Origin of the sequence: Streptomyces sp. 11x1, from assembly GCF_032598905.1 — a bacterium.
GTDB lineage: Bacteria > Actinomycetota > Actinomycetes > Streptomycetales > Streptomycetaceae > Streptomyces.
Genome location: NZ_CP122458.1, coordinates 6,866,334 through 6,886,486 on the forward strand (window position 1 = coordinate 6,866,334; position 20,153 = coordinate 6,886,486).

Sequence of the window (20,153 nt, forward strand, 5' to 3'; positions counted from 1 at the left end):
CGTGCCTCCTCCCGCCGCCGTCACCGGTACTCCGAAAGCCTGCGTCCGATCCCCAGCACCGCGCCGGCCGCGCCCAGCACGGCCAGTACGGCGGCGCCCACCGGGAGTCCGAGCATGGCGGCACGGCCACTCTGGGCAGCGGTCTTGAACTCGTTCCACTCGTAAGCGCTCGCGAGGCCCAGATTCGTGTCGACCTGGTCGAAGCACTGCCCTGTCGGCCTGTCACCGTCCGGGCAGTCGTCCGTGGCCTTGCCGCCGATCACCTGGTCCCGAGCGCACTGGTAGTCGCCCCTGTCATCGGCGTCGCGGGCCTTGTCGTGCCGCGCCTTCCACTCCTCCATGGCGAGGCCCGCGGCCCGCACGGGCTTCGCACCGCCGCTGTCGTCGGCCAGCCGCTCGGCGGCGGCCAACCGGTCCTCGAGGTTGCGCATTTCCTTCTTGAAGTTGTGGTCGAACTCGTCCACGCTCGTCTCCTCGCCGTCGACCATGATCTTGATCGACTGAGCACCCCGGCTGATCAGCGTCAGGTTCTCGTTGCCCCGGGCGGTGAGGGAGGCGATGCGGGCGTCGTTGAGGACGGTCAGCGACCGTACGCCGTGTTCGTAGGAGTCGTTCAGCCCCGCACGGGCGAGGGTGTGGCCCCCGGCCAGCCACAACAGGACCACGGTGGAGGCGGCCGTCGCTGCGACCAGGCCGTGGTTCAACACCCGGTTGGTACGCCGGTAGTTGCGCCGCTGGGCCCAGACGAGGCCGCCGATGGCGAGGGCGCCGAGGCCGAGCGCGGCCCACGGATACGCCGTGGCGTCCGCGTAGTCGTCGCGGAGCCGCTCGTTCTCGTTGTCGTAGATGCTCTGTGCCTCGCCGAGCATGTTCTGCATCTTGTCGTTCGCGTAGCGCAGATAGGCGCCGCCCAGCGGGTAGCCCAGCCGGTTGTTGGCGCGGGCCCGCTCGACCAGGCCCTTGTACTCGGGCAGCAGGGCGTTCAGCTTGGCGATGCGCTGCTCGGAGTCGGAGCCGGACTCAGACGCGGTCGCGGCGAAGGCCAGCTTCTTCGCGGCGTCCCTCATCTCCCGCTCGTACACCTTGCGCGACTCGGGGGTCTCCTGCCCACCCGCGAGAAACCCGCTGGAGGCCGCCGTGTTGGCGGCGGCCAGGGAGCTGTAGATCTCCGCCGCCGCAGAGCTGAGCGGCTGGCTGCCGTGGAGGACGTCGTCGGCGGCGGCCGCGCGGTCGTTCATCTGCCAGGCGGTGACCGAGCCGAACGCGACGACCAGGAGGGCGAGGACGGCGCCGATGATGCGCAGCCGGCCGGGCTCGGTCGTCGCGGCCGCGCGCAGTTGGTCGACGCCCTCGGCGAACGCCGTCCGGCGCGGCGGCCCGCCGTCCGGGGCCGGGGCCGGCTCGGGGGACCTCGGTACGGGTGCGGCCTGCGACGGCACGGCGGGGCCCGGGCCCGTGGGTGGTGCCGTCGGTGCCGCGCTGCCCTCCGGCGTGAATGTCACCTGACCTCCCCCTGGTCATCCGTCCATCGCTACCGCCCGCTCGCGCGGACAGAGGTGCACGGCCGCAAGTATCGCCGTCGGGACTGACGACGCACAGACCCTGACTCGATCTTGTTCCCCGATCGTGTCCGTAGGCACCGTGCGGGTCGAATTCCGGCGTAGCACAAGGCTTCCCGCACCACCCCCTGCCCATGAATACGCGGTTGGTTCGGGTTCGGTTCCCTGGGGGTTCGAACGCGTTCGAGGGGGAGATCCGGGGGTGGCGCGGGGCGGGGTCAGCCTCTTTCGTAGTGCGCCCGCACGCGCGCGTGCGCGTCGCGCGGCGCGCCCACGTGGTCGAGGCCGAGCAGCGCCGCGCCCAGCACCGGGGCGGCCGTGACCACCCGGGGGACGGCCTTGGGCGCGGCGGCGGCCAGCGCCTCGCGGATCCGGGCGTCGAGGAGGGGATGCCGGGCGGCGAGGACCCCGCCGCCGAGGAGGACGGGAGTCTCCTCGCCGAGGAGGTCCAGGCGGGTCAGGGCGACCGTCGCCATGGCCACCACCTCCTCGGCCATCCGGTCCACCAGTGCGCGGGCCACCGGGTCGCCGCCGGTCGCCGTGGCGAAGAGGACCGGGGTCAGCTCGTGCCGGCGGACCGCCGGGATGTGCCCCAGGTGCAGGGCCTCGATCAGGGCGTACATGGAGTCCAGGCCGAAGTGCGCGGGCAGCGTCCGGGCGAGTGCCGTGGGGCCGCCCCGGCCGTCCTCGGCGCGGGCCGCGTGCCACATCGCCTCCTCGGCGAGGCCCCAACCGCCGCCCCAGTCACCGGAGACGCGCCCCAGCGCGGGGAAGCGGGCGGTGCGGCCGTCGGTGCGCATGCCGACGCAGTTCACGCCGGCACCGCACACCACCGCCACGCCCCGGGGCTCGGCCACACCGGCCCGCAGGATCGCGAAGGTGTCGTTGCGGACCTCGACGGTCGTGCCCCACGCGCGCGTGCGCAACTCCGCCGCCAGGCCCTGTTCCTCCACGGGGAAGTCGGCGTTCGCGAGGCAGGCCGAGACATGGTCGACCGAGGCGACCCGGGCCTCGGCGAACGCCCGCCGTACGACCTCCGCCAGGCCGTCGACCGCCGTGGTCACCCCGACCGTCGGCGGCTGGAACCCCCCGCCGCGCGCCGCGCCCAGCACCTCCCCGTCGGGCGCGATCACCGCGACGTCGGTCTTGCTGTTGCCCGCGTCGACGGCGAGCACACTGCCGGACCCGGCGCCATGCCCGCGCACGCCCGCGCCCGAATCGGCCTGGGCACCCGCGGTCGACCCCTCGCGCACGCCGTCGCTCATGCCCACGCGAGGTGCTCCCGGTTGTGGGCGAGGAGCCGGTCGGTCAGGGCCTCGGCGTACTCGTACTGGCCGATCAGGGGATGGGAGAGCAGGGCCCGGAACACCCGGTCCCGGCCGCCGCGCAGGGCCGCGTCGAGGGCCAGGTCCTCGTACGCGGTCACGTTCGCCATCAGGCCCGCGTACAGCGGGTCCACGGTCGGGACCGGCAGCGGGGCCGCGCCGTCCGGACCCACGGCCGCCTGCACCTCGATCACCGCGTCGGCGGGCAGGAACGGCAGCGTGCCCCCGTTGAGGGTGTTCACCACCTGATACGGGCTGCCCCCGTCGCCCAGCAGCGACGCGGCGAGGTCGACGGCCGCCTCCGAGTAGAAGGCCCCGCCCCGCCTGGCGAGCAGCGCGGGCTTCTCGTCGAGCGCCGGGTCGGCGTACATCTCCAGCAACTCCCGCTCCATCGCGGCCACTTCGGCAGCCCGGGAGGGCTTGGTGCCCAGCTCGCGTACGACCTCGTCGTGGGCGTAGTAGTAGCGCAGGTAGTAGGACGGGACCACGCCGAGCCGGTCCAGGACCGGGCGGGGCAGCCGCAGGTCGGCGGCGATGGTGTCGCCGTGGTCGGCCAGCAGCTTCGGCAGGACGTCCTCGCCGGAGGGGCCGCCGAGGCGGACCCCGGTCTCCCAGGTGAGGTGGTTGAGGCCCACGTGGTCCAGGTGGACCTCGGCCGGGGCCACGCCGAGATGCGCGGCGAACTTCCGCTGCAGGCCGATCGCCACGTTGCACAGACCGACCGCCTTGTGACCGGCCCGGAGCAGCGCGCGGGTCACGATCCCCACCGGGTTGGTGAAGTCGATGATCCAGGCGTCCGGGTTGGTCCGGCGCACCCGCTCGGCGATGTCCAGGACGACCGGGACCGTGCGCAGCGCCTTGGCCAGGCCGCCCGCGCCGGTGGTCTCCTGTCCGACGCAGCCGCACTCCAGCGGCCAGGTCTCGTCCCGCTCACGGGCGGCCTGGCCGCCGACGCGGAGCTGGAGGAGCACGGCGTCCGCGCCCTCGACGCCCCGGTCCAGGTCACCGGTGGTGACGATCCGGCCGGAGTGTCCCTGCCGGGCGAAGATCCGCCGGGCCAGGCCGCCGACCAGCTCCAGCCGGTCGGCGGCCGGATCGACGAGCACCAGCTCCTCGATCGGCAGCGTGTCCCTGAGCCGGGCGAACCCGTCGACGAGTTCGGGTGTGTAGGTCGAGCCTCCGCCGACCACAGTGAGCTTCATAGCCGTATCAACCCTTTACTCCGGTCAGGGTGACGCCTTCGACGAACGCCTTCTGGGCGAAGAAGAACACGAGGATCACCGGGGCCATGACCAGCACGGTCGCGGCCATGGTCAGGTTCCAGTCGGTGTGGTGCGCGCCCTTGAAGGACTCCAGGCCGTAACTGAGCGTCCAGGCGGCCGGGTTCTCGGAGGCGTAGATCTGCGGTCCGAAGTAGTCGTTCCAGGCGTAGAAGAACTGGAAGAGCGCGACGGCCGCGATGCCGGGCTTCGCCATCGGCAGGACGACCCGCAGCAGGGTGCGCAGTTCGCCGCAGCCGTCGACCCGGGCCGCGTCCAGGTACTCGTTGGGGATGGTCATCAGGAACTGCCGCAGCAGGAAGATGGAGAACGCGTCCCCGAACGCCATCGGGATGATCAGCGGCCACAGCGAACCGGACAGGTCCATCTGCTTGGCCCAGAACAGGTACATCGGGATCACCACGACCTGCGGCGGCAGCATCATCATCGAGATGACCAGCATCAGCGCCAGATTACGGCCGCGGAAGCGGAACTTGGCGAGCGCGTACGCCACGGGGACGGACGACACGACGGTGAGGACCGTGCCGAGCCCCGCGTAGACCAGGGTGTTGCGCCACCAGGTCAGGAAACCGGGGGTGTCGAGGACCTGGCGGTAGTTGCCCCACTCCCAGGTGTCCGGGAGCAGATCGCGGGTGAGCGCCTGCTGGTCGCTCATCAGCGAGGTCAGCACGACGAAGACGAAGGGCAGGGTGAAGAAGAGCGCGGCGGCGACGCCCAGCGAGTGGACGGCGATCCACTCCAGCAGGGCCCGGCGGCGGGCGGTACGCCCGCTGTCCGGTGCGGCCACCGTCGCGAGGGGTTCCTCGCGCACGTCCAGTACCTGGGTCATCAGTCACCCGCTCCGATCAGTCCGCCCCGGCGCCGCATCAGCAGCGCCGTGAACAGCATCGACAGGGCGAACAGCACGAGGGCGACCACACAGGCGGAGCCGTAGTCGAAGCGCTGGAAGCCCAGGTTGTAGACGAGTTGGGGCAGGGTCAGGGTCGACTTGTCCGGGTAGCCCGGCTCGAACTGCTGCCCGGAGCCGCCGATGATGCCGGAGGCGACCTTCCCGGCCACCAGGGGCTGCGTGTAGTACTGCATGGTCTGGATCACGCCCGTGACCACGGCGAACATCACGATCGGCGAGATGCTCGGCAGGGTCACGTACCGGAACCGCTGCCAGGCCGACGCCCCGTCCAGCTCGGCGGCCTCGTACTGCTCCTTCGGTACGTCGAGCAGCGCGGCCATGAAGATCACCATCAGGTCGCCCACGCCCCACAGCGCCAGCGCGGTGAGCGCCGGCTTGGACCACGCGGGGTCGGTGAACCAGCCGGGCGTCGGCAGACCCAGGTCGCCCAGGATCGCGTTGACCGGGCCCGTCCCGGGGTTGAGGAGGAAGACGAAGGCCAGGGTCGCGGCGACCGGCGGGGCGAGGTACGGCAGATAGAAGAGGGTGCGGAAGACCCCCGCCCCGGTCTTGATCTTGGTGATCAGCAGACCGACGCCGAGCCCGAAGAGCACCCGGCAGGTGACCATGACCAGCACCAGCCAGAGGGTGTTGCGCAGCGCGGGCCAGAACATCGGGTAGTCGTCGAAGACGTAGGACCAGTTGCCGAGGCCGCGGAAGACCGGGGTGCCGAATCCGTCGTACTTCATCAGCGAGAAGTACACGGTGGACACCAGCGGGTAGGCGAAGAAGACGCCGAACCCGATCAGCCAGGGGGACAGGAAGGCCACCGTCCGAAGCGCCGACCGGCGGCGCTTCGAACGGAGCGTGTGCGAGGGCACGCGCAGAGAGTGCGTGGACATCCGACGGATACCGCTGCCGCTACTTCGCCTGCGCGATGTCGGTGTCGATCTGCTGAGCGGTCTTCTCCAGCCCCTTCCGCAGGTCCGTCACCTTGCCGGACTCGTACTGGTAGCCGAAGTCCTGCAGCGTCGTCTGGTACGTGGAGCCGTTGACGGAGGCCGGCGGGGTGTTCGAGTGCTCGTTCTGCGCGATGTCCAGGAAGGTCTGGAAGCCCTCGTCCACCTTCAGGTCGGGCGACTTCAGGGCCGCGAACGTGGACGGCACGTTGTGGATGGCGTTGGCGAAGGACACGACGGCCTCGGTGTCGGTCGTCAGGTACTTCACCAGCTCCCAGGCCGCGTTCTGCTTCTTGCTCTGCGGGGCGATGCCGATGATCGTGCCGGAGAGGAAGCCCTTGCCGTACTCGTCCACCTCGTCGTCGGCCACGGGCATCGGCGCGGTGCCGATCTCGAAGTCGGTCCCGGCGGCCTTCGCCATTCCGAGCCGCCACTCGCCGTCCAGCTGCATGGCCACCTGACCCGTCTGGAACGGGTGCTTGGCCCCCCACTCGTCGCCGAAGGTGTTGCGGTACTTCTCCAGCTTCGCGAAGCCGCCGAGGGAGTCCACCAGCTTCTTCTGGTACGTGAACATCTCCGCGAACGCCGGGTCCTTGGCGATGTTCGACTTGCCGTCCGCGTCGAAGTAGGCGTGGTCCCACTGCGACATGTAGTGGTCCACGACCGTCTCGTAGCCGTGGTAGTTCGGCATGAAGCCCAGCTGGGAGTAGCTGTCGCCCTTCGACTTGGTCAGCTTCTTCGCGACCTCGGCGAACTGGGACCACGTCTTCGGCGGCGCCTCGATGCCGGCCTTCCGATACGCGTCCTTGTTGTAGTACAGCCCGTACGCGTCCCCGAGCAGCGGCAGCGCGCACCGGGTGCCCTCGAACTGCGTGTAGTCGAGCATCGGCTTCGGGATGATCTTGTCGAGGTCGAGCTTCGACTTCTCGACGAAGGGCTTCAGATCGGCGAAGGCCCCGGAGGAGCAGAACTTGCCGATGTTGGACGTGGTGAACGAGGACACCACGTCCGGCCCCTTCGAACCGCCCGCACGCAGCGCCTGGTTGAGCTTGTCGTCGTTGATGTTCCCGACGACCTTCACCGTGATGTTCGGGTGCTCCTTCTCGAACTGGTCCACATTCGCCTGGATCGCCTTCACCTCGCCGGGCGCGCTCCACCCGTGCCAGAAGGTGATCGTCGTCTTGGCGTTGGGGTCGTCGGAGGCGGTGGCCCCGGACTGCCCCGTACAGGCGGTGGCGAGCAGGGCGAGGGAGGCGGTGGCGGCGAGGGCGACCGCCGCGTTCTTGGATATTCCGGACATGGCAGGGTCTCCTGAGGGAGGAATGGGGATCTGCGAGGAATGGGGCGCGCCCGGGCAACCCCAGGGGCGCGGGGAACTGCGCGACCAGCCACGACGGGCCGGCAGTGTTCAAACGACCTGAAAGACGGCCGAACTCAGCGGAGCGTCAACGTGTTGAAGACTTCGTCACGCGTCGCCGCGAGCGCACTCTCCAACGCGCCCCGCAGCACAGGGTGTTCACGCACGTCACCGAGCACGAGCCGCGGCCGGGAAGCCGCCAGCTCGGCCAACTCGGCCTCGACGAGCGCCCGCAGCGGCTCATCGCCGGCGGTCAGTGCCGTACCGCTGAGGACGACGAGTTCGGGATCGAGTACGGCCACGAGTGAGGCGATACCTGTCGCGAGCCCCGTGGCGTACGTGGCCAGAAGTTGCCGGTGGGCCCCGGAGTCGACCTCGGCCGCCCGGGCCACGAGCGCCGCCGCGACCTCGGCGTACGGCCCCTCCGGCACCGGAGAGATCCCCAGCTCGCGGGCGAGCCGGGGAATGATCTGCGAGCCGGCGAGCTCCTGGAAGCCGCCGCTGTTCGCCTTGGTGACATGGCGGACCAGGGGCACGCCCGGGACCGGCAGGAAGCCGACCTCGCCGGCGCCCCCGGTGAACCCCCGGTGCAGCCGTCCGCCGAGGACGACCGCGGCGCCGAGACCGCCCTCGTTCCACAGCAGTACGAAGTCGGCGTGGCCCTTGGCCGCGCCCAGTCGCTGTTCGGCCAGCGCGGCGAGGTTCACGTCGTTCTCGTACTCCACCGGCATCGGCAGCGCGGCGGCGAGTTCGTCGAGGAGTGCGGGGGAGTGCCAGCCAGGCAGGTGCGAGGCGTACCGCAGTCGTCCGGTGGTGGGGTCGAAGGCGCCCGGTGTGCCGATGACCAGCCGGTGCACGTCGGACCGGGTGAGTCCGGCGGCCTTGACCGCCCCGTCGAGGGCGGTGGTGACCTGCCGTACGACCGGCTGGGCGGCACGGCGTCCGGGGGTGGGGACGGCGTGCTCGCCGACGGTGCGGCCGGTGATGTCGGCGACGGCGGCCAGGACCCGTTCGGGGGTGACGTCGAGGCCGGCGGCGTACGCGGCGGTCGGGTCGACCGCGTAGAGCTGGGCGTTGGGGCCGGGTCGGCCCGTACCGGACCCGCCGGTGCCGGGGTCGCCGTCGCGGGGTCCGTCCGCGCCGGTGCCGGTGGCGACCACGAGGCCGGCGGCTTCGAGGCGCGCCAGGAGCTGGGAGGCGGTCGGCTTGGACAGCCCTGTCAGCCTGCCGAGCCGGGTCCGGGAGAGCGGGCCGTGCTCCAGCAGCAGATCGAGTGCGGCGCGGTCGTTCATGGCGCGCAGTACGCGAGGGGTTCCTGCCATGGGTCCGCCACCTGCCCAACTGTTAGGAAAGTTTCCTATCGGATGCCAGGACGATAGGACTAGACCAGGCGAGCGTCAATAACCGGCCATGAAAAAAGCCCCCGGGCGGCGGAGTCACCGTCCGGGGGCCGGGCTGCGGTGCCGTTACCTCACGTCGACGAAGTCCGCCGCGGACGTCTTCGCCGCGGTGGTGGACGTACCGGCGAACTTGTAGCGGTACGAGCCGTCCTTCGACGCCTTCACGGTGGTGGCGAGAGCCCCGCCCGTGCCGGAGGTCACCGTCTTCACGTCGGTGTAGGCGGCGGCGCCCTTCGCCTTGAACTGGAGGGTGACCTGCCGGCCCTTGTAGCCGGCGTACTTGCCGGTGTTCCAGTCAGCGCGGGTGAGCGCGCCCTTGACGGTCAGGGTCCTGCCCTTGACGACCGGCTCGGGGGTGGCGTTCACGGTGACCTTGGAGACCCGCTGGAGCTTGGCGGTGCCGAGGCTGCCCCAGATGTCGAGGCCGGTGTGCGCGCTGATGTGGTCGTCGGATTCGTCGAGGTCGATCGCCGTCTCGCTGTAGAGGGCGGCGGCCTTCCAGGTGGTGGCGTCCGCGGCGGTGTAGAGGTTGTCCCGCGGGTCGATGGTGAGCTTCGCCGCGCAGGACTCGGTCACCGTGGTGTCGGTCGTCGCGGTCGTGGTGCAGACGGGCATCGAGTTCGCTTCGATGGCGTTGTCGGTCTCCGCCAGCGAACCCCGGTAGAGGGCGACGATCAGGAAGTTGTTCTTGTAGTCGATGACCAGATCGGTCGGCCGGGTGAAGCTGTACGTCACCGGCACGGTCACCGCGGCCTTGGTGCCGACCGTGATCGGCTTGCCGTTGTTGACCGTGATGGTGCCGAAGGTCAGAGCCGGCGATTCGGCCAGCGCGGCGGGCGCGGCGAGGCCGGTGAGAGCCAGGGCGCCGGACACGGCGGCGCCTATGGCGAGCTTGCGCATGAGTCCCCACATTCGTGGCGGGCCCCTGGGCGTTGCGCTCCAGAACAAGGGCCCGCTGTGGGGGTGACACTAAGCGATCATGTGTGCGAAGGGAATGCGGGGTACCTGTGAAGACAGTTCCGAAGGCGCAGGTCAAGCGGATGTGAGCGTTCCAGGCGCCCCCAGAGATACGTGCCAGGTGCCCCTGCGACGCGTACCGGGTGCCCCTGCGGCGAGGGCACCCGGCCATGCAAAAACCCGGACCGTCAGGCGGAGATGCCGTCGATCCGGGCCAACGCGTCGTCCGCGCCGAACGGCTGCAGGTAGGGCAGCCATCGTGGGTCCCTGTGCCCCGTGCCGATGATGCGCCAGGCCAGCCCGGTGGGCGGTGCGGGTTTGTGGCGGAGCCGCCAGCCGATCTCGACGAGATGGCGGTCGGCCTTGACGTGGTTGCAGCGGCGGCACGACGCGACGACGTTGTCCCAGACGTGCTTGCCCCCGCGACTGCGCGGGATGACGTGGTCGACGCTGGTTGCGACGCCACCGCAGTACATGCACCGGCCCCCGTCGCGGGCGAACAGCGCCCGACGGGTCAGAGGAACGGGCCCCCGATAGGGAACCCGGACGAATCGCTTGAGCCGGACCACGCTGGGTGCGGGGACTGTGACGGTCGCGCTGTGCAGATAGGCGCCGGATTCTTCCAGGGAGACGGCCTTGTTCTCCAGGACGAGGACGAGCGCGCGGCGGAGCGGTACGACGCCGAGCGGCTCGTACGACGCGTTGAGGACCAGGACGTGCGGCACGGATGCCTCCTTGTACGCCGGCGGCGCGTGGCTCGCGCCGTGGACGATCCGTAGTCAGTCTCCCCTCAGGCCTGGTGGAAGCGCCACCATGTCCCGGTAACGGGCTGGGAGTGTTTTCGACCACACCTCATTCATCCCCCGCCGTGTGCGCCCTTCACTCCCTGGTGAGCGCCTTGTCTCCCTCGAACATGGCGGCGACCTCCACACAATGCCCCGTTAGTGTGGTGGACCTGCCCGTCCGGTGACCTTTCCGTGACCCGACGGATCTTGACCGCCGTGCCGGAGGGCAGATAACGCACCTTGGAGGTTCCTGCCGTGCCGTCCGTTTCTTCCCTGTCCCTCCTCCTGGCCGCCGCCGCGCCGTCGCCGTCCCCCTCGGAGACGGCGACGACACCGGCCGTGCCGTCGCTGGAGGACGCACAGGAGAGCGCGACCAACGCCGCCAGCTGGGTGGAGGAGAACTGGTCCACATGGCTGGCCATCGGTCTCCGTGTCCTGCTGATCGTGGTGATAGCGGCGGTGCTGAGAGTGGTGGTCCGGCGGGCCATCACCAAGCTCATAGACCGGATGAACCGCTCCGTGCCGGGCGTCGAGGGGGGCACCCTCGGCGGTCTGCTGGTCAACGTCGAGCGCCGCCGCCAGCGCTCCCAGGCCATCGGCTCGGTGCTGCGCTCGGTCGCGTCGTTCCTGATCCTGGGCACGGCCGCCCTGATGGTCCTCGCCACCTTCGAGATCAACCTGGCCCCGCTGCTGGCCTCCGCCGGTGTCGCGGGCGTCGCCATCGGTTTCGGCGCCCGGAACCTGGTCACGGACTTCCTCTCCGGTGTCTTCATGATCCTGGAGGACCAGTACGGCGTCGGCGACACCGTCGACGCGGGCGTCGCTTCCGGCGAGGTCATCGAGGTCGGCCTGCGCGTCACCAAGCTGCGCGGCGACAACGGCGAGATCTGGTACGTCCGCAACGGCGAGGTCAAGCGCATCGGCAACCTGTCGCAGGGCTGGGCCACGGCCGGCGTCGACGTCACCGTCCGCTACGACGAGGACCTCGACAAGGTCCGCCGCACCCTCGCCGAGGTCGGCGAGGCGATGAGCAAGGAGGAGCCCTGGAACGAGCTCCTGTGGGGCCCCATCGAGGTCCTCGGCCTCGACGACGTGCTCCTGGACTCGATGGTCGTCCGCGTCTCCGCCAAGACCATGCCGGGCAAGGCCCTCACGGTCGAGCGGGAGCTGCGCTGGCGCATCAAGAAGGCCTTCGACGCCGCCGACATCCGCATCGTGGGCGGCGGCCCGGCCCCCGCGGCCGACGAGGACGCCGACCCGACGGCCGGCGTGTCGGCCCCGTCCGTCTACGCCAACACGACCTCGCCCCAGTCGGAACGGGCGACACCGATCGCGCCCTCGGCCGTGCCCAAGTAGAGCGAGGGCGCGCGGGGGGGGGGCGTGCGTGACTGCGGGGGCGCCCGGATCTCTCCGGACGCCCCCATTTCTTCCTGCCTCCTCCGGTTCCCCAGGAGCACCCCCGTGTCTCCTGGGACGCCGTTCCTTCGGCCTTACACGTACCGCAGTTCCGTCGGCCGGATCGTGCGGTGGAGCAGAGGCAGGGTGGTGGCCGCGGCGAGCAGACAGGCGCCGTACACCGCGAGAGGGACCAGGGGTGCGCCGTAGGGGATGGACAGGGCACCGCCCACGTAGGTGGCGTACGTGACGGCGATCGCCGTGCCGCCCAGGCCGGCGACCAGTATCGACGGCGCCAGGGGCAGGGCCGTCTCCAGCAGCAGGGCCCGGCGCAGCACCTCGTACGGCACCCCGGCGGCGACCTGCGCGGCCAGGCCCCGGCGGCGGGTGGCGAGGGACTCGGCGGTGCCGACGGCCAGACCGAAGAGGGTGATGGCGAAGCCGACGACGATGGCTGCGGCGGTGAAGTTCAGACCGGCGAGGTAGAAGTCGTCCCTCCCGGCCAGCTGGGCCGGTCCCTCGATGTGCGCGAGCAGCGCCTGCCGTACGCCGAGGTACCCGCTGCCGACCACGACCCCCAGGAGGACGGCCGCATGGGTGCGGGCCGCCGCCCAGGGGTCGTCGCGCAGCCGCTCGGCGGCGATCAGTACCGCCGGGTTCCCGGTGCGCGAGGCGAGCAGCCGGCCGGTGACCCTGGAGACGGCGCCGGACAGCAGCACCGCGCCCGCGCCCACCGCGAGCAGCGCGCCGCACAGTGTCAGCGGGGCCTGCCCGGCCTTCTGGTCGGGCATGTTCCGGGTGGTGCCGGCGACGGCGAGGAGGGCCGCGAGCACCAGCACTCCGATCGCACCCAGGAACACCCACATCGGCCCCCGGCCGGAGCCCGGCCGCACCCGTCGTACCCAGCCCAGCGGCGAGGCCACGACCCGGCGCAGCGCCAGCACACTCACGAGAGCGCCGGACGCGGGCACGCCGAGCGCCACCAGCACGATCACGAGCCACGTCACCGGGCCGGGGCTGTGCCACCGGCTCACCAGGAACACCACGAAGGCGAGGGTCGCGACCAGCGAACCCGCCAGACAGGCCACCCCCGTCTCCAGCGCCGCGATCCGCCGCACCTGGCCCGCCGAGGCGCCGGCCAGCCGCAGCCCGGCGAGCCGCCGGTCCCGGTGGACGGCCCCCACGCGGGCGCACTGACCGAGGAACCCGAGGACCGGCACCAGCAGGAGCAGCAGGGTGGTGATCACCCCGGCGCGTTCACCGGGGTTGTCCATCAGCCCGGCGGCCAGGCCCAACCGATGGTGACCGGCCAGGGAGGCGAGCGCTCCCGCCGCCAGGCCGAAGCCCGTCGCGAGCGCCGCCCCCGCCCCCGTGAGGGCCGTCCGCCACCACTCCCGCCGGTCCGAACCCCGCGTCAGCAGCAGGGCCAGCCGCAGATCGCTCACCAGCCCCTTCACGGGGACACCTCCAGCTCCGCGCCCGCGCCCGCGCCCGCGCCCGCGCCCGCGCTCGTGCCCGCGTCCGCCTCCGACACCACGACCCCGTCCCGCAGCGTGACCTCGCGGTCCGCGTACGCCGCGGTCTGCGCGTCGTGCGTGATCAGCAGCACCGCCGTGCGGGACTCCCGGGCCGCGTGCGTCAGCGCCGCCATCACCTGCTCGCTCGCCAGCGAGTCCAGCGCCCCGGTCGGCTCGTCCGCGAACACCACCCTCGGCCCGGTCACCAGCGCCCGCGCCAGCGACACCCGCTGCGCCTGGCCGCCGCTCATCTCTCCGGGCCGCTGGTCCTCCTGCCCCCGCACCCCGAACCGCTCCAGCCACTCGCCGGCCCGCTCCCGCGCGGTCAGGCGATCCGTGCCGGCCAGCAGCAGCGGCAGTGCGACGTTGTCGACGGCCGTCAGCTCGGGTATCAGCTGGCCGAACTGGAAGACGACCCCGAAGTCCGTCCGGCGCAGTTCGCTCAGCTCCTTCTCGGGGAGCTGGTCGAGCCGCTTCCCGGCGTACGCCACCGAGCCCTCGTCCGGCCGGACGATCCCCGCCAGACAGTGCAGCAGAGTGGACTTCCCGCTGCCGCTGGCCCCCGTGACGGCGAGGATCTCGGCCTCCCGGAGCTCCAGCGAGGCACCCCGCAGCGCCCGTGTCCTGCCGTGCTCCTTGACCAGTCCGCGGGCCGTGAGCACCGGCGAGGGACGGGTGTTCTTCTCGGTCATGCTGCGTCGACCTCCGCGGTCAGGGTGGTCAGCCGGGCCGCGGTGGTGTTCATCCAGCGGAGGTCGGCGTCGAGGTGGTTGAGGGCGTAGTCCGCCGCGAGCACGGTCGAGAGGTCGGCGCCCGGCGCGGTCTTCACGGCGGTCAGCTCCCGCATGCGCGCCATGTGCGCCGTGCGCTGCCCCCGCAGGTAGGCGGCCGGGTCGCCGTCGGTGAGGATCGAGACGACGAGCTTGGCGAAGATCTCGTTCGTCACGAACGGCGCCGGCGCGGTGATCTCCCCGGCCCACCTGGCCAGCTCGCGCGCCCCCTCGTCCGTCGAGCGGTACATCGTCCGTTCCGGGCCGCTGTCCGCCTCGGTGCCGTCGACCTCGGCGAGCCCGTCGCGGACCAGCCGCTGCAGGGTCGTGTAGACCTGCCCGTACGCCAGCGGACGGGCCTGCGGGAAGCGTTCGTCGTGGCGTCGCTTGAGGTCGTAGCCATGGCTCGGCCCGCCGGCGAGCAGCCCCAACAGGATGTGACGGGTGCTCATGCCCCCAGTATGCACTGAGTATATGTACTGAGTGAATAGCTGGCCCTGGAGCGGCCCCGGAGTATGTTCCGGATCCGGCGAGGAAGTGAACAACCCCACGATGTCCGCCCGCCCACGTCTGCGGCGGCGCGCGCTGGGTAGGGCTGGAGTACCCCGGACCCGCACCCCATCGCCGTACGACGACTAGGAGGCCCCCGTGGCCACGACCACCCCCCTGCCGACCCAGGCCCGCTCCAAACGCGAGGCGGAGCCCTACGAGCTCCACGAGCCGCACGTCTGTGTGTTCAGCGCCGAAGGGCCCTGCGCCGACGTCCCGCTCACCAGCGAACCGCCGCTCCCGGACGCGGCTCCCCTCACCAGCGAGCCGCCCCTCGCCGACGCGGCTCCCCTCACCAGTGAACCCACGTCCCACGGCGCCGCATCGGGGGTCTAGATGACAGAAGACCCAGGGGGTTCGGGCCCGGCGCCCGAGACCCCGCTGGCCCGGCTAGCCGCCCTGCACGGCGTGGCCACCTCCTACAGCCCCTCACCGGACCGTACGGTCGCGGCCTCGGACGGCGCGGTCGTGGCCGTCCTCGCCGCGCTCGATGTCGACGCGAGCACCCCCGAGGCCGTGCGCACCGCCCTCGCCGCACGCGAACGGCAGCTGTCCGCACGGCTGTTGCCGCCGACCCTGGTCCAGTGGGCCGACGGCGGGCCTCCGGCCGCGCTGGCCGCCCTCCCCGAGGGCACCCGGCTGCGCGTCGAGACCGAACAGGGCGAACTCCGCTCGACGACGGAGAAGCTGCCCCCGGGCGTGCACGCCCTGCGCGCCACCGCCCCCGACGGCCGCACCGCCGAGGCCCACCTGGTCGTGGCCCCGGCCCGGCTGCCCGCCCCGCCCGGCCGCACCTACGGCCTCCTCGTCCAGCTCTACTCCCTGCTCTCGCGGCGCAGCTGGGGCATGGGCGACCTCGGTGACCTCGCCGAGCTGTCCGCCTGGGCCGGCCGCGCCCTCGGCGCCGGATTCGTCCAGGTCAACCCGCTGCACGCGGCCGTACCCGGCGCCCCCACCGACCCCTCCCCGTACCGCCCCTCCTCCCGCCGCTACCCGGACCCCGTCCACCTGCGCGTCGAGGACGTCCCCGAGTACCCCTACGCCCTCGCGGAGGCCGCCGCCTCGTCCCCCGACGACCGCGACCGCCTCGGCGCGCTGTCGGAGCGGGCCGCGCGCCTGCGGGACTCCGTGCTCGCCAAGGGTGAGCTGATCGACCGGGACGCGGTGTGGGACCTCAAACGGGAGGCCCTGGAGCTGGTGCGGGCCGTCCCGCTCGGTCCCGGGCGGAGAGCCGCGTACTGGGACTTCCTCGCCGAGGAGGGCCAGGCGCTGGAGGACCACGCCACCTGGTGCGCGCTCGCCGAGGTCCACGGCTCCGACTGGTCGCGCTGGCCCGAAGCCCTGCGCGACCCGCGCTCCGCCGAAACCGCCCGCGCGCGCGGCGAGTTGATGGACCGCGTCGACTTCCACACCCGCCTCGCCTGGCTCACCGACGCGCAGCTCGGCACCGCGCAGCGCTCCGCGCGCGACGCCGGCATGCCCATCGGCCTGGTGCACGACCTGGCGGTCGGGGTCCACCCCGGCGGTGCCGACGCCTGGGCCCAGCAGGAGTACTTCGCGGCCGGCATGTCCGTCGGCGCGCCCCCCGACGCCTTCAACTCCCGGGGCCAGGACTGGGGCCTGCCGCCCTGGCGCCCCGACCGCCTCGCCGAGTCCGGGTACGCCCCCTACCGGCGCCTCCTGCGCGCCCTGCTGCGCCATGCGGGCGCCCTCCGCATCGACCACGTCATGGGCCTGTTCCGCCTCTGGTGGGTCCCGCAGGGCGAGGCCCCGACCGAGGGCACGTACGTCCGCTACGACGCCGACGCCATGCTCGCGATCCTGGTCCTGGAGGCGGAGCGGACCGGCGCCCTGGTGATCGGCGAGGACCTGGGCACGGTCGAACCCGGCGTCCGCGAGGCCCTCGACGCCCGCGGGGTGCTGGGCACGTCCGTGCTCTGGTTCGAACGCGACTGGGAGGGCACGGGCCGCCCCCTCCCGCCCGAACGCTGGCGCGCGAACTGTCTCGCCACCGCCACCACGCACGACCTGCCGCCGACCGCCTCCCGGCTGACCTGCGACCACGTCGACCTCCGCCACGGTCTGGGTCTGCTGACCCGCTCCCTGGACGAGGAGCGGGCGGAGGCGGCCGCCGACGCGGGGGAGTGGCTGGCCCTCCTCGCCCGGCTGGGGCTGCTGGACGGGGCCGGCGGGGGTATCTCCACGACCTCCGAGGAAGCGCAGATCCAGGCCCTCCACCGCTTTCTGCTCCGGACCCCCGCGCGCATGATCGGTCTCTGGCTCCCCGACGCGCTCGGCGACCGGCGCCCGCAGAATCTGCCGGGGACGTGGGATCAGTATCCGAACTGGCGTCTGCCGATCGCTGACGCGGCGGGGCGGCCGGTGACGCTGGAGGAACTGGCTGCGTCGCCCCGGTTGCACGCGTTGGTGGATGTGCTGCGGGGGGTGGGTGGGGGCGCCTCATAGCTCGGGGGCCGGGTTCGTCGGCGGGTGCGGCTCCGGTGGGGCTTCTCGCGCAGTTCCCCGCGCCCCTAAAGGACCAGGCCCTGCGGGCCTGGAAGGCGCCGGGGCCGTGGGGGAAAAGCACGGGGCGCAGCCCCTGCTTTTCCAGGGGCGCGGGGAACTGCGCGAGCAACCACGACGCACCCGCACCCGCACACGAAACCGGTACCCCCGAGCTACTAGGCGCCCCCTGCCCGAGTCAGAAGGCGCCCCCCCGCCCGCGCGCGGCCCACCCGCGTTCGTTACCTTTAGCGCGTGGACAAGAAGAACGCCCTGCGCGCCGGCGCCCTGGCTGCCGGTACGACGCTGATGATGCTGCTCATGTCGTCCCCCGCCCTCGCGCTGGTGCCCGACGACGGCGACGACCCGGGCCCGGGCCTCAGCGTGATCGAGACGCTCGGCCTCTTCGTCGTCGCGCCGCTCGCCCTGTTCGCGGTGATCACCGGCCTCGTCATGGTCCTGGACGGGTCCACGGACCGTCAGCCGAAGGCCAAGGCGAAGGCCTGACCGCCTCCGCCCCACCTTCCTCAACACGTATCGCCGAGGGCACCCTCCGCACACCAGTGCGCCGAGGGTGCCCTCGTCGCGTTCTACGCCCGGTGAGCCGTGAGATACCGCTGCACGGTCGGCCCCATCCACTCCACGATCTCCTCGCGGCTCAGTGCCACGGTCGGCGGGAACCGCAGGACGTAACGCGTCAGAGCCAGCCCCAGCACCTGTGACGCGCAGAGCGCGGCCCGGGTCCCCGCCTCCTCGGGGCGCGGGCACACATGCCGGGCGAGCGGCAGCAACTGGTCCCGGAAGACCCCCTGCATCCGCTCGGCGCCCGCCTGGTTCGTGGTGCCGACCCGGAGCATCGCGGTGAGCATCTCGTTCTCCTCCCAGAGGTCGAGGAAATGGCTCACCAGCACCCGGCCCACCTCCCGCGCGTCGAACGCGCCCGGGTCCGGCAGCCGCAGGTCGACGTCGAGCGCGGCGGCGTACAGCCCCTCCTTCGAGCCGTAGTACCGCATGACCATCGACGGATCGATCCGCGCGTCCTTGGCGATCGCCCGGATGGTGGCCCCGTCGTACCCGTCGGCCGCGAACCGCTCGCGCGCCGCCCGGAGGATCGCGTGCCGGGTCGCGTCGGACCGGCGGGGTGCGGGTGGTGCCGTGTCGTTCATGCCAACAAACGTAGGCCAACAGCTGTTGACAGTCCAGGGTCGCGTCCCTACGTTTGACAACAAGCGTTGGCCAACAACCGTTGACCAACACGTGTTGGCAGGAGGCCGCCATGAACGGCAAGCGCGACGACGACACCACCACCCGCACCCTTCGCCCCCAGAAAGCCCAGGTCGCCCAGGACGCTCACGACCCCCGCGGCGTCGTCGTGGTGGGCGCCGGTCCCACCGGACTGCTGCTCGCCGGCGACCTCGCCGCCGCCGGCGTCCCCGTCACCCTCGTCGAGAAGCGCGAGCACCGGATCAGCAACCTCTCCCGGGCCTTCGTCGCACACGCCCGCACCCTGGAGCAGCTCGACGCCCGGGGCCTCGCCGACGAGCTGGAGGCCAGGGGCCGGCGCCTCGACCGCATCGCCCTCTTCGGGCGCCTCTCCGTCCGCCTCGACACCCTCCCCTCCCGCTTCAACCACCTCCTGGTGATCCCGCAGTACGAGGTCGAGGAGGTCCTGGAGCGGCGGGCGGTGGAGGCCGGGGTGCGGTTCCGGTACGAGACGGAGGTGACGGCGATCCAGCAGGGCGAAGGCGAAGGCGAAGGCGAGGGCGCGGGCGGCGCCGGGAGCACGCACGGTGTCGCGGTCGACGTACGGACGGCGGACGGTGGCACCGACCGGCTGACCGCCGCGTACGTCGTCGGGACGGACGGGCACCGCAGCGCGGTCCGCGAGGCGGTGGGGCTGCCGTTCCCGGGGAAGTCCGTCATCCGTTCCGTGGTTCTCGCGGACGTACGGCTCGACGAACAGCCGGAGGAGGTGCTGACCGCGAACGCCGTCGGCGACGCCTTTGCCTTCATCGCGCCCTTCGGCGACGGCTACCACCGGGTCATCGGCTGGCACCGGGGCCGTGACGTCCCCGACAGCGAGCCGCTCGACCTCGACGAGGTCAGGGAGATCACCCGGCTCGCGCTCGGCCGCGACTACGGCATGCGGGACGCCCGCTGGATGTCCCGCTTCCACTGCGACGAGCGTCAGGCCCCCGCGTACCGGGTCGGCCGGGTCTTCCTCGCCGGTGACGCCGCCCATGTGCACACCCCGGCCGGCGGGCAGGGCATGAACACCGGGCTCCAGGACGCCGCCAACCTGGGCTGGAAGCTGGCCGCCGTCCTGGGCGGCCACGCGGACCCCGCCCTTCTCGACAGCTACCAGGCCGAACGCCACCCCGTCGGCCGGGCCGTGCTCCGCAGCAGCGGCGGCATCGTCCGTCTCGCCATGGCCAAGTCCCCCTGGATGCTGGCGCTCCGCACCGTCCTGACCACCTTCGTCGACCACGTCCCCCCGGCCCGCACCCGAGCGATCGGCCAGATCACCGGGATCGGCTACGAGTACCCCGCCCCGCGCGGCGCCCACCGCCTGGTCGGTACCCGTGTGCCGGACGTCGCCCTGTCCACCGGCCGCCTCTACGAGGCCCTGCGCGGTGGCCGCTTCGTCCTCGTCGGCCCGCGCGGCGCGGACCGGCCCGCCGCCCTCGTCGGCCCACAGGGTGCGGACGAGCCCCTCGTCCTCGGCGCACGCAAGGACCGCCTCACCTCGGCGACCTGGACGAGCGACCGCCGCACCACCGTCCTCGTCCGTCCGGACGGCTACGTGGCCTGGGCGGCGGAGGACGCGGACGACGCGGCGGTCGAGGAGGCGCTCGCACAGTGGGTCGGCGCGGCCGCCTAGCGGGCGGCTCGGGCGGCGATCAGGACCC

The 20,153-nt window shown here is 72.1% G+C and carries 18 protein-coding genes; 5 read left to right on the plus strand and 13 right to left on the minus strand.

What is annotated here, in order from left to right; genetic code table 11:
- Positions 1-20: 20 nt before the first annotated feature.
- From P8T65_RS30155 to P8T65_RS30195, 9 genes are all read right to left on the minus strand, one after another.
- Positions 21-1,502, minus strand: a complete 1,482-nt coding sequence (locus P8T65_RS30155; RefSeq protein WP_316728323.1) for a hypothetical protein — start codon at positions 1,500-1,502, stop codon at positions 21-23.
- A gap of 275 nt (positions 1,503-1,777) precedes the next feature.
- On the minus strand, positions 1,778-2,734 hold the full coding sequence (locus P8T65_RS30160; RefSeq protein WP_316731788.1) for a BadF/BadG/BcrA/BcrD ATPase family protein: 957 nt from the start codon (positions 2,732-2,734) through the stop codon (positions 1,778-1,780).
- Positions 2,735-2,820: 86 nt separating this feature from the next.
- Positions 2,821-4,086 carry a 6-phospho-beta-glucosidase gene (locus P8T65_RS30165; RefSeq protein ID WP_316728324.1) on the minus strand — a complete coding sequence of 422 codons (1,266 nt, stop codon included), beginning with the start codon at positions 4,084-4,086 and terminating at the stop codon, positions 2,821-2,823.
- A 7-nt stretch (positions 4,087-4,093) separates the two neighbouring features.
- Positions 4,094-4,993, minus strand: a complete 900-nt coding sequence (locus tag P8T65_RS30170; protein WP_316728325.1) for a carbohydrate ABC transporter permease — start codon at positions 4,991-4,993, stop codon at positions 4,094-4,096.
- Positions 4,993-5,934: a sugar ABC transporter permease gene (locus P8T65_RS30175; protein WP_316731789.1), complete on the minus strand. Its 942-nt coding sequence runs from the start codon at positions 5,932-5,934 to the stop codon at positions 4,993-4,995. Before P8T65_RS30175 ends, P8T65_RS30170 begins: the two co-directional genes overlap by 1 nt.
- Positions 5,935-5,974: 40 nt before the next feature.
- Positions 5,975-7,312, minus strand: a complete 1,338-nt coding sequence (locus tag P8T65_RS30180) for an ABC transporter substrate-binding protein (protein WP_316728326.1) — start codon at positions 7,310-7,312, stop codon at positions 5,975-5,977.
- A 134-nt stretch (positions 7,313-7,446) separates the two neighbouring features.
- Positions 7,447-8,691, minus strand: coding sequence for an ROK family transcriptional regulator (locus tag P8T65_RS30185; protein WP_316728327.1), 1,245 nt, complete (start codon positions 8,689-8,691; stop codon positions 7,447-7,449).
- 144 nt (positions 8,692-8,835) lie between these two features.
- Positions 8,836-9,669 (minus strand): hypothetical protein, encoded by an 834-nt coding sequence (locus tag P8T65_RS30190; RefSeq protein ID WP_316728328.1) that lies wholly within the window; start codon positions 9,667-9,669, stop codon positions 8,836-8,838.
- 245 nt (positions 9,670-9,914) lie between these two features.
- Positions 9,915-10,451, minus strand: a complete 537-nt coding sequence (locus P8T65_RS30195) for an HNH endonuclease (RefSeq protein WP_086753161.1) — start codon at positions 10,449-10,451, stop codon at positions 9,915-9,917.
- A 315-nt stretch (positions 10,452-10,766) separates the two neighbouring features.
- Here P8T65_RS30195 and P8T65_RS30200 point away from each other — a divergent pair, with 315 nt between their 5' ends.
- Complete coding sequence (locus P8T65_RS30200; protein ID WP_316728331.1) at positions 10,767-11,867, plus strand: mechanosensitive ion channel family protein; 1,101 nt, start codon at positions 10,767-10,769, stop codon at positions 11,865-11,867.
- Between the two features lie 134 nt (positions 11,868-12,001).
- On the opposite strand, the gene P8T65_RS30205 is transcribed toward P8T65_RS30200, so the two are convergent.
- From P8T65_RS30205 to P8T65_RS30215, 3 genes are read right to left on the minus strand one after another with little or no spacing between them, the layout of a single operon-like run.
- The gene (locus P8T65_RS30205) at positions 12,002-13,363 is read right to left on the minus strand and encodes an ABC transporter permease (RefSeq protein WP_316728333.1); all 1,362 of its coding nucleotides are present in this window, start codon (positions 13,361-13,363) and stop codon (positions 12,002-12,004) included.
- Positions 13,360-14,115 (minus strand): ABC transporter ATP-binding protein, encoded by a 756-nt coding sequence (locus P8T65_RS30210; protein WP_316728335.1) that lies wholly within the window; start codon positions 14,113-14,115, stop codon positions 13,360-13,362. Before P8T65_RS30210 ends, P8T65_RS30205 begins: the two co-directional genes overlap by 4 nt.
- Positions 14,112-14,645, minus strand: a complete 534-nt coding sequence (locus P8T65_RS30215) for a PadR family transcriptional regulator (RefSeq protein ID WP_184894027.1) — start codon at positions 14,643-14,645, stop codon at positions 14,112-14,114. Before P8T65_RS30215 ends, P8T65_RS30210 begins: the two co-directional genes overlap by 4 nt.
- Before the next feature lie 196 nt (positions 14,646-14,841).
- Between P8T65_RS30215 and P8T65_RS30220 the strand changes: the two genes are divergently transcribed.
- From P8T65_RS30220 to P8T65_RS30230, 3 genes are all read left to right on the plus strand, one after another.
- On the plus strand, positions 14,842-15,078 hold the full coding sequence (locus P8T65_RS30220; protein ID WP_215455510.1) for a hypothetical protein: 237 nt from the start codon (positions 14,842-14,844) through the stop codon (positions 15,076-15,078).
- The gene (gene malQ / locus P8T65_RS30225; RefSeq protein WP_316728339.1) at positions 15,079-17,208 is read left to right on the plus strand and encodes a 4-alpha-glucanotransferase; all 2,130 of its coding nucleotides are present in this window, start codon (positions 15,079-15,081) and stop codon (positions 17,206-17,208) included.
- Positions 17,209-17,499: 291 nt separating this feature from the next.
- The gene (locus P8T65_RS30230) at positions 17,500-17,751 is read left to right on the plus strand and encodes a hypothetical protein (protein ID WP_230211687.1); all 252 of its coding nucleotides are present in this window, start codon (positions 17,500-17,502) and stop codon (positions 17,749-17,751) included.
- An 83-nt stretch (positions 17,752-17,834) separates the two neighbouring features.
- Here the strand turns inward: P8T65_RS30230 and P8T65_RS30235 are convergent, their stop codons facing one another.
- Positions 17,835-18,410 carry a TetR family transcriptional regulator gene (locus tag P8T65_RS30235; RefSeq protein WP_316728343.1) on the minus strand — a complete coding sequence of 192 codons (576 nt, stop codon included), beginning with the start codon at positions 18,408-18,410 and terminating at the stop codon, positions 17,835-17,837.
- A 110-nt stretch (positions 18,411-18,520) separates the two neighbouring features.
- Here P8T65_RS30235 and P8T65_RS30240 point away from each other — a divergent pair, with 110 nt between their 5' ends.
- Complete coding sequence (locus P8T65_RS30240; RefSeq protein WP_316728345.1) at positions 18,521-20,125, plus strand: FAD-dependent monooxygenase; 1,605 nt, start codon at positions 18,521-18,523, stop codon at positions 20,123-20,125.
- Positions 20,126-20,153: the final 28 nt, after the last annotated feature.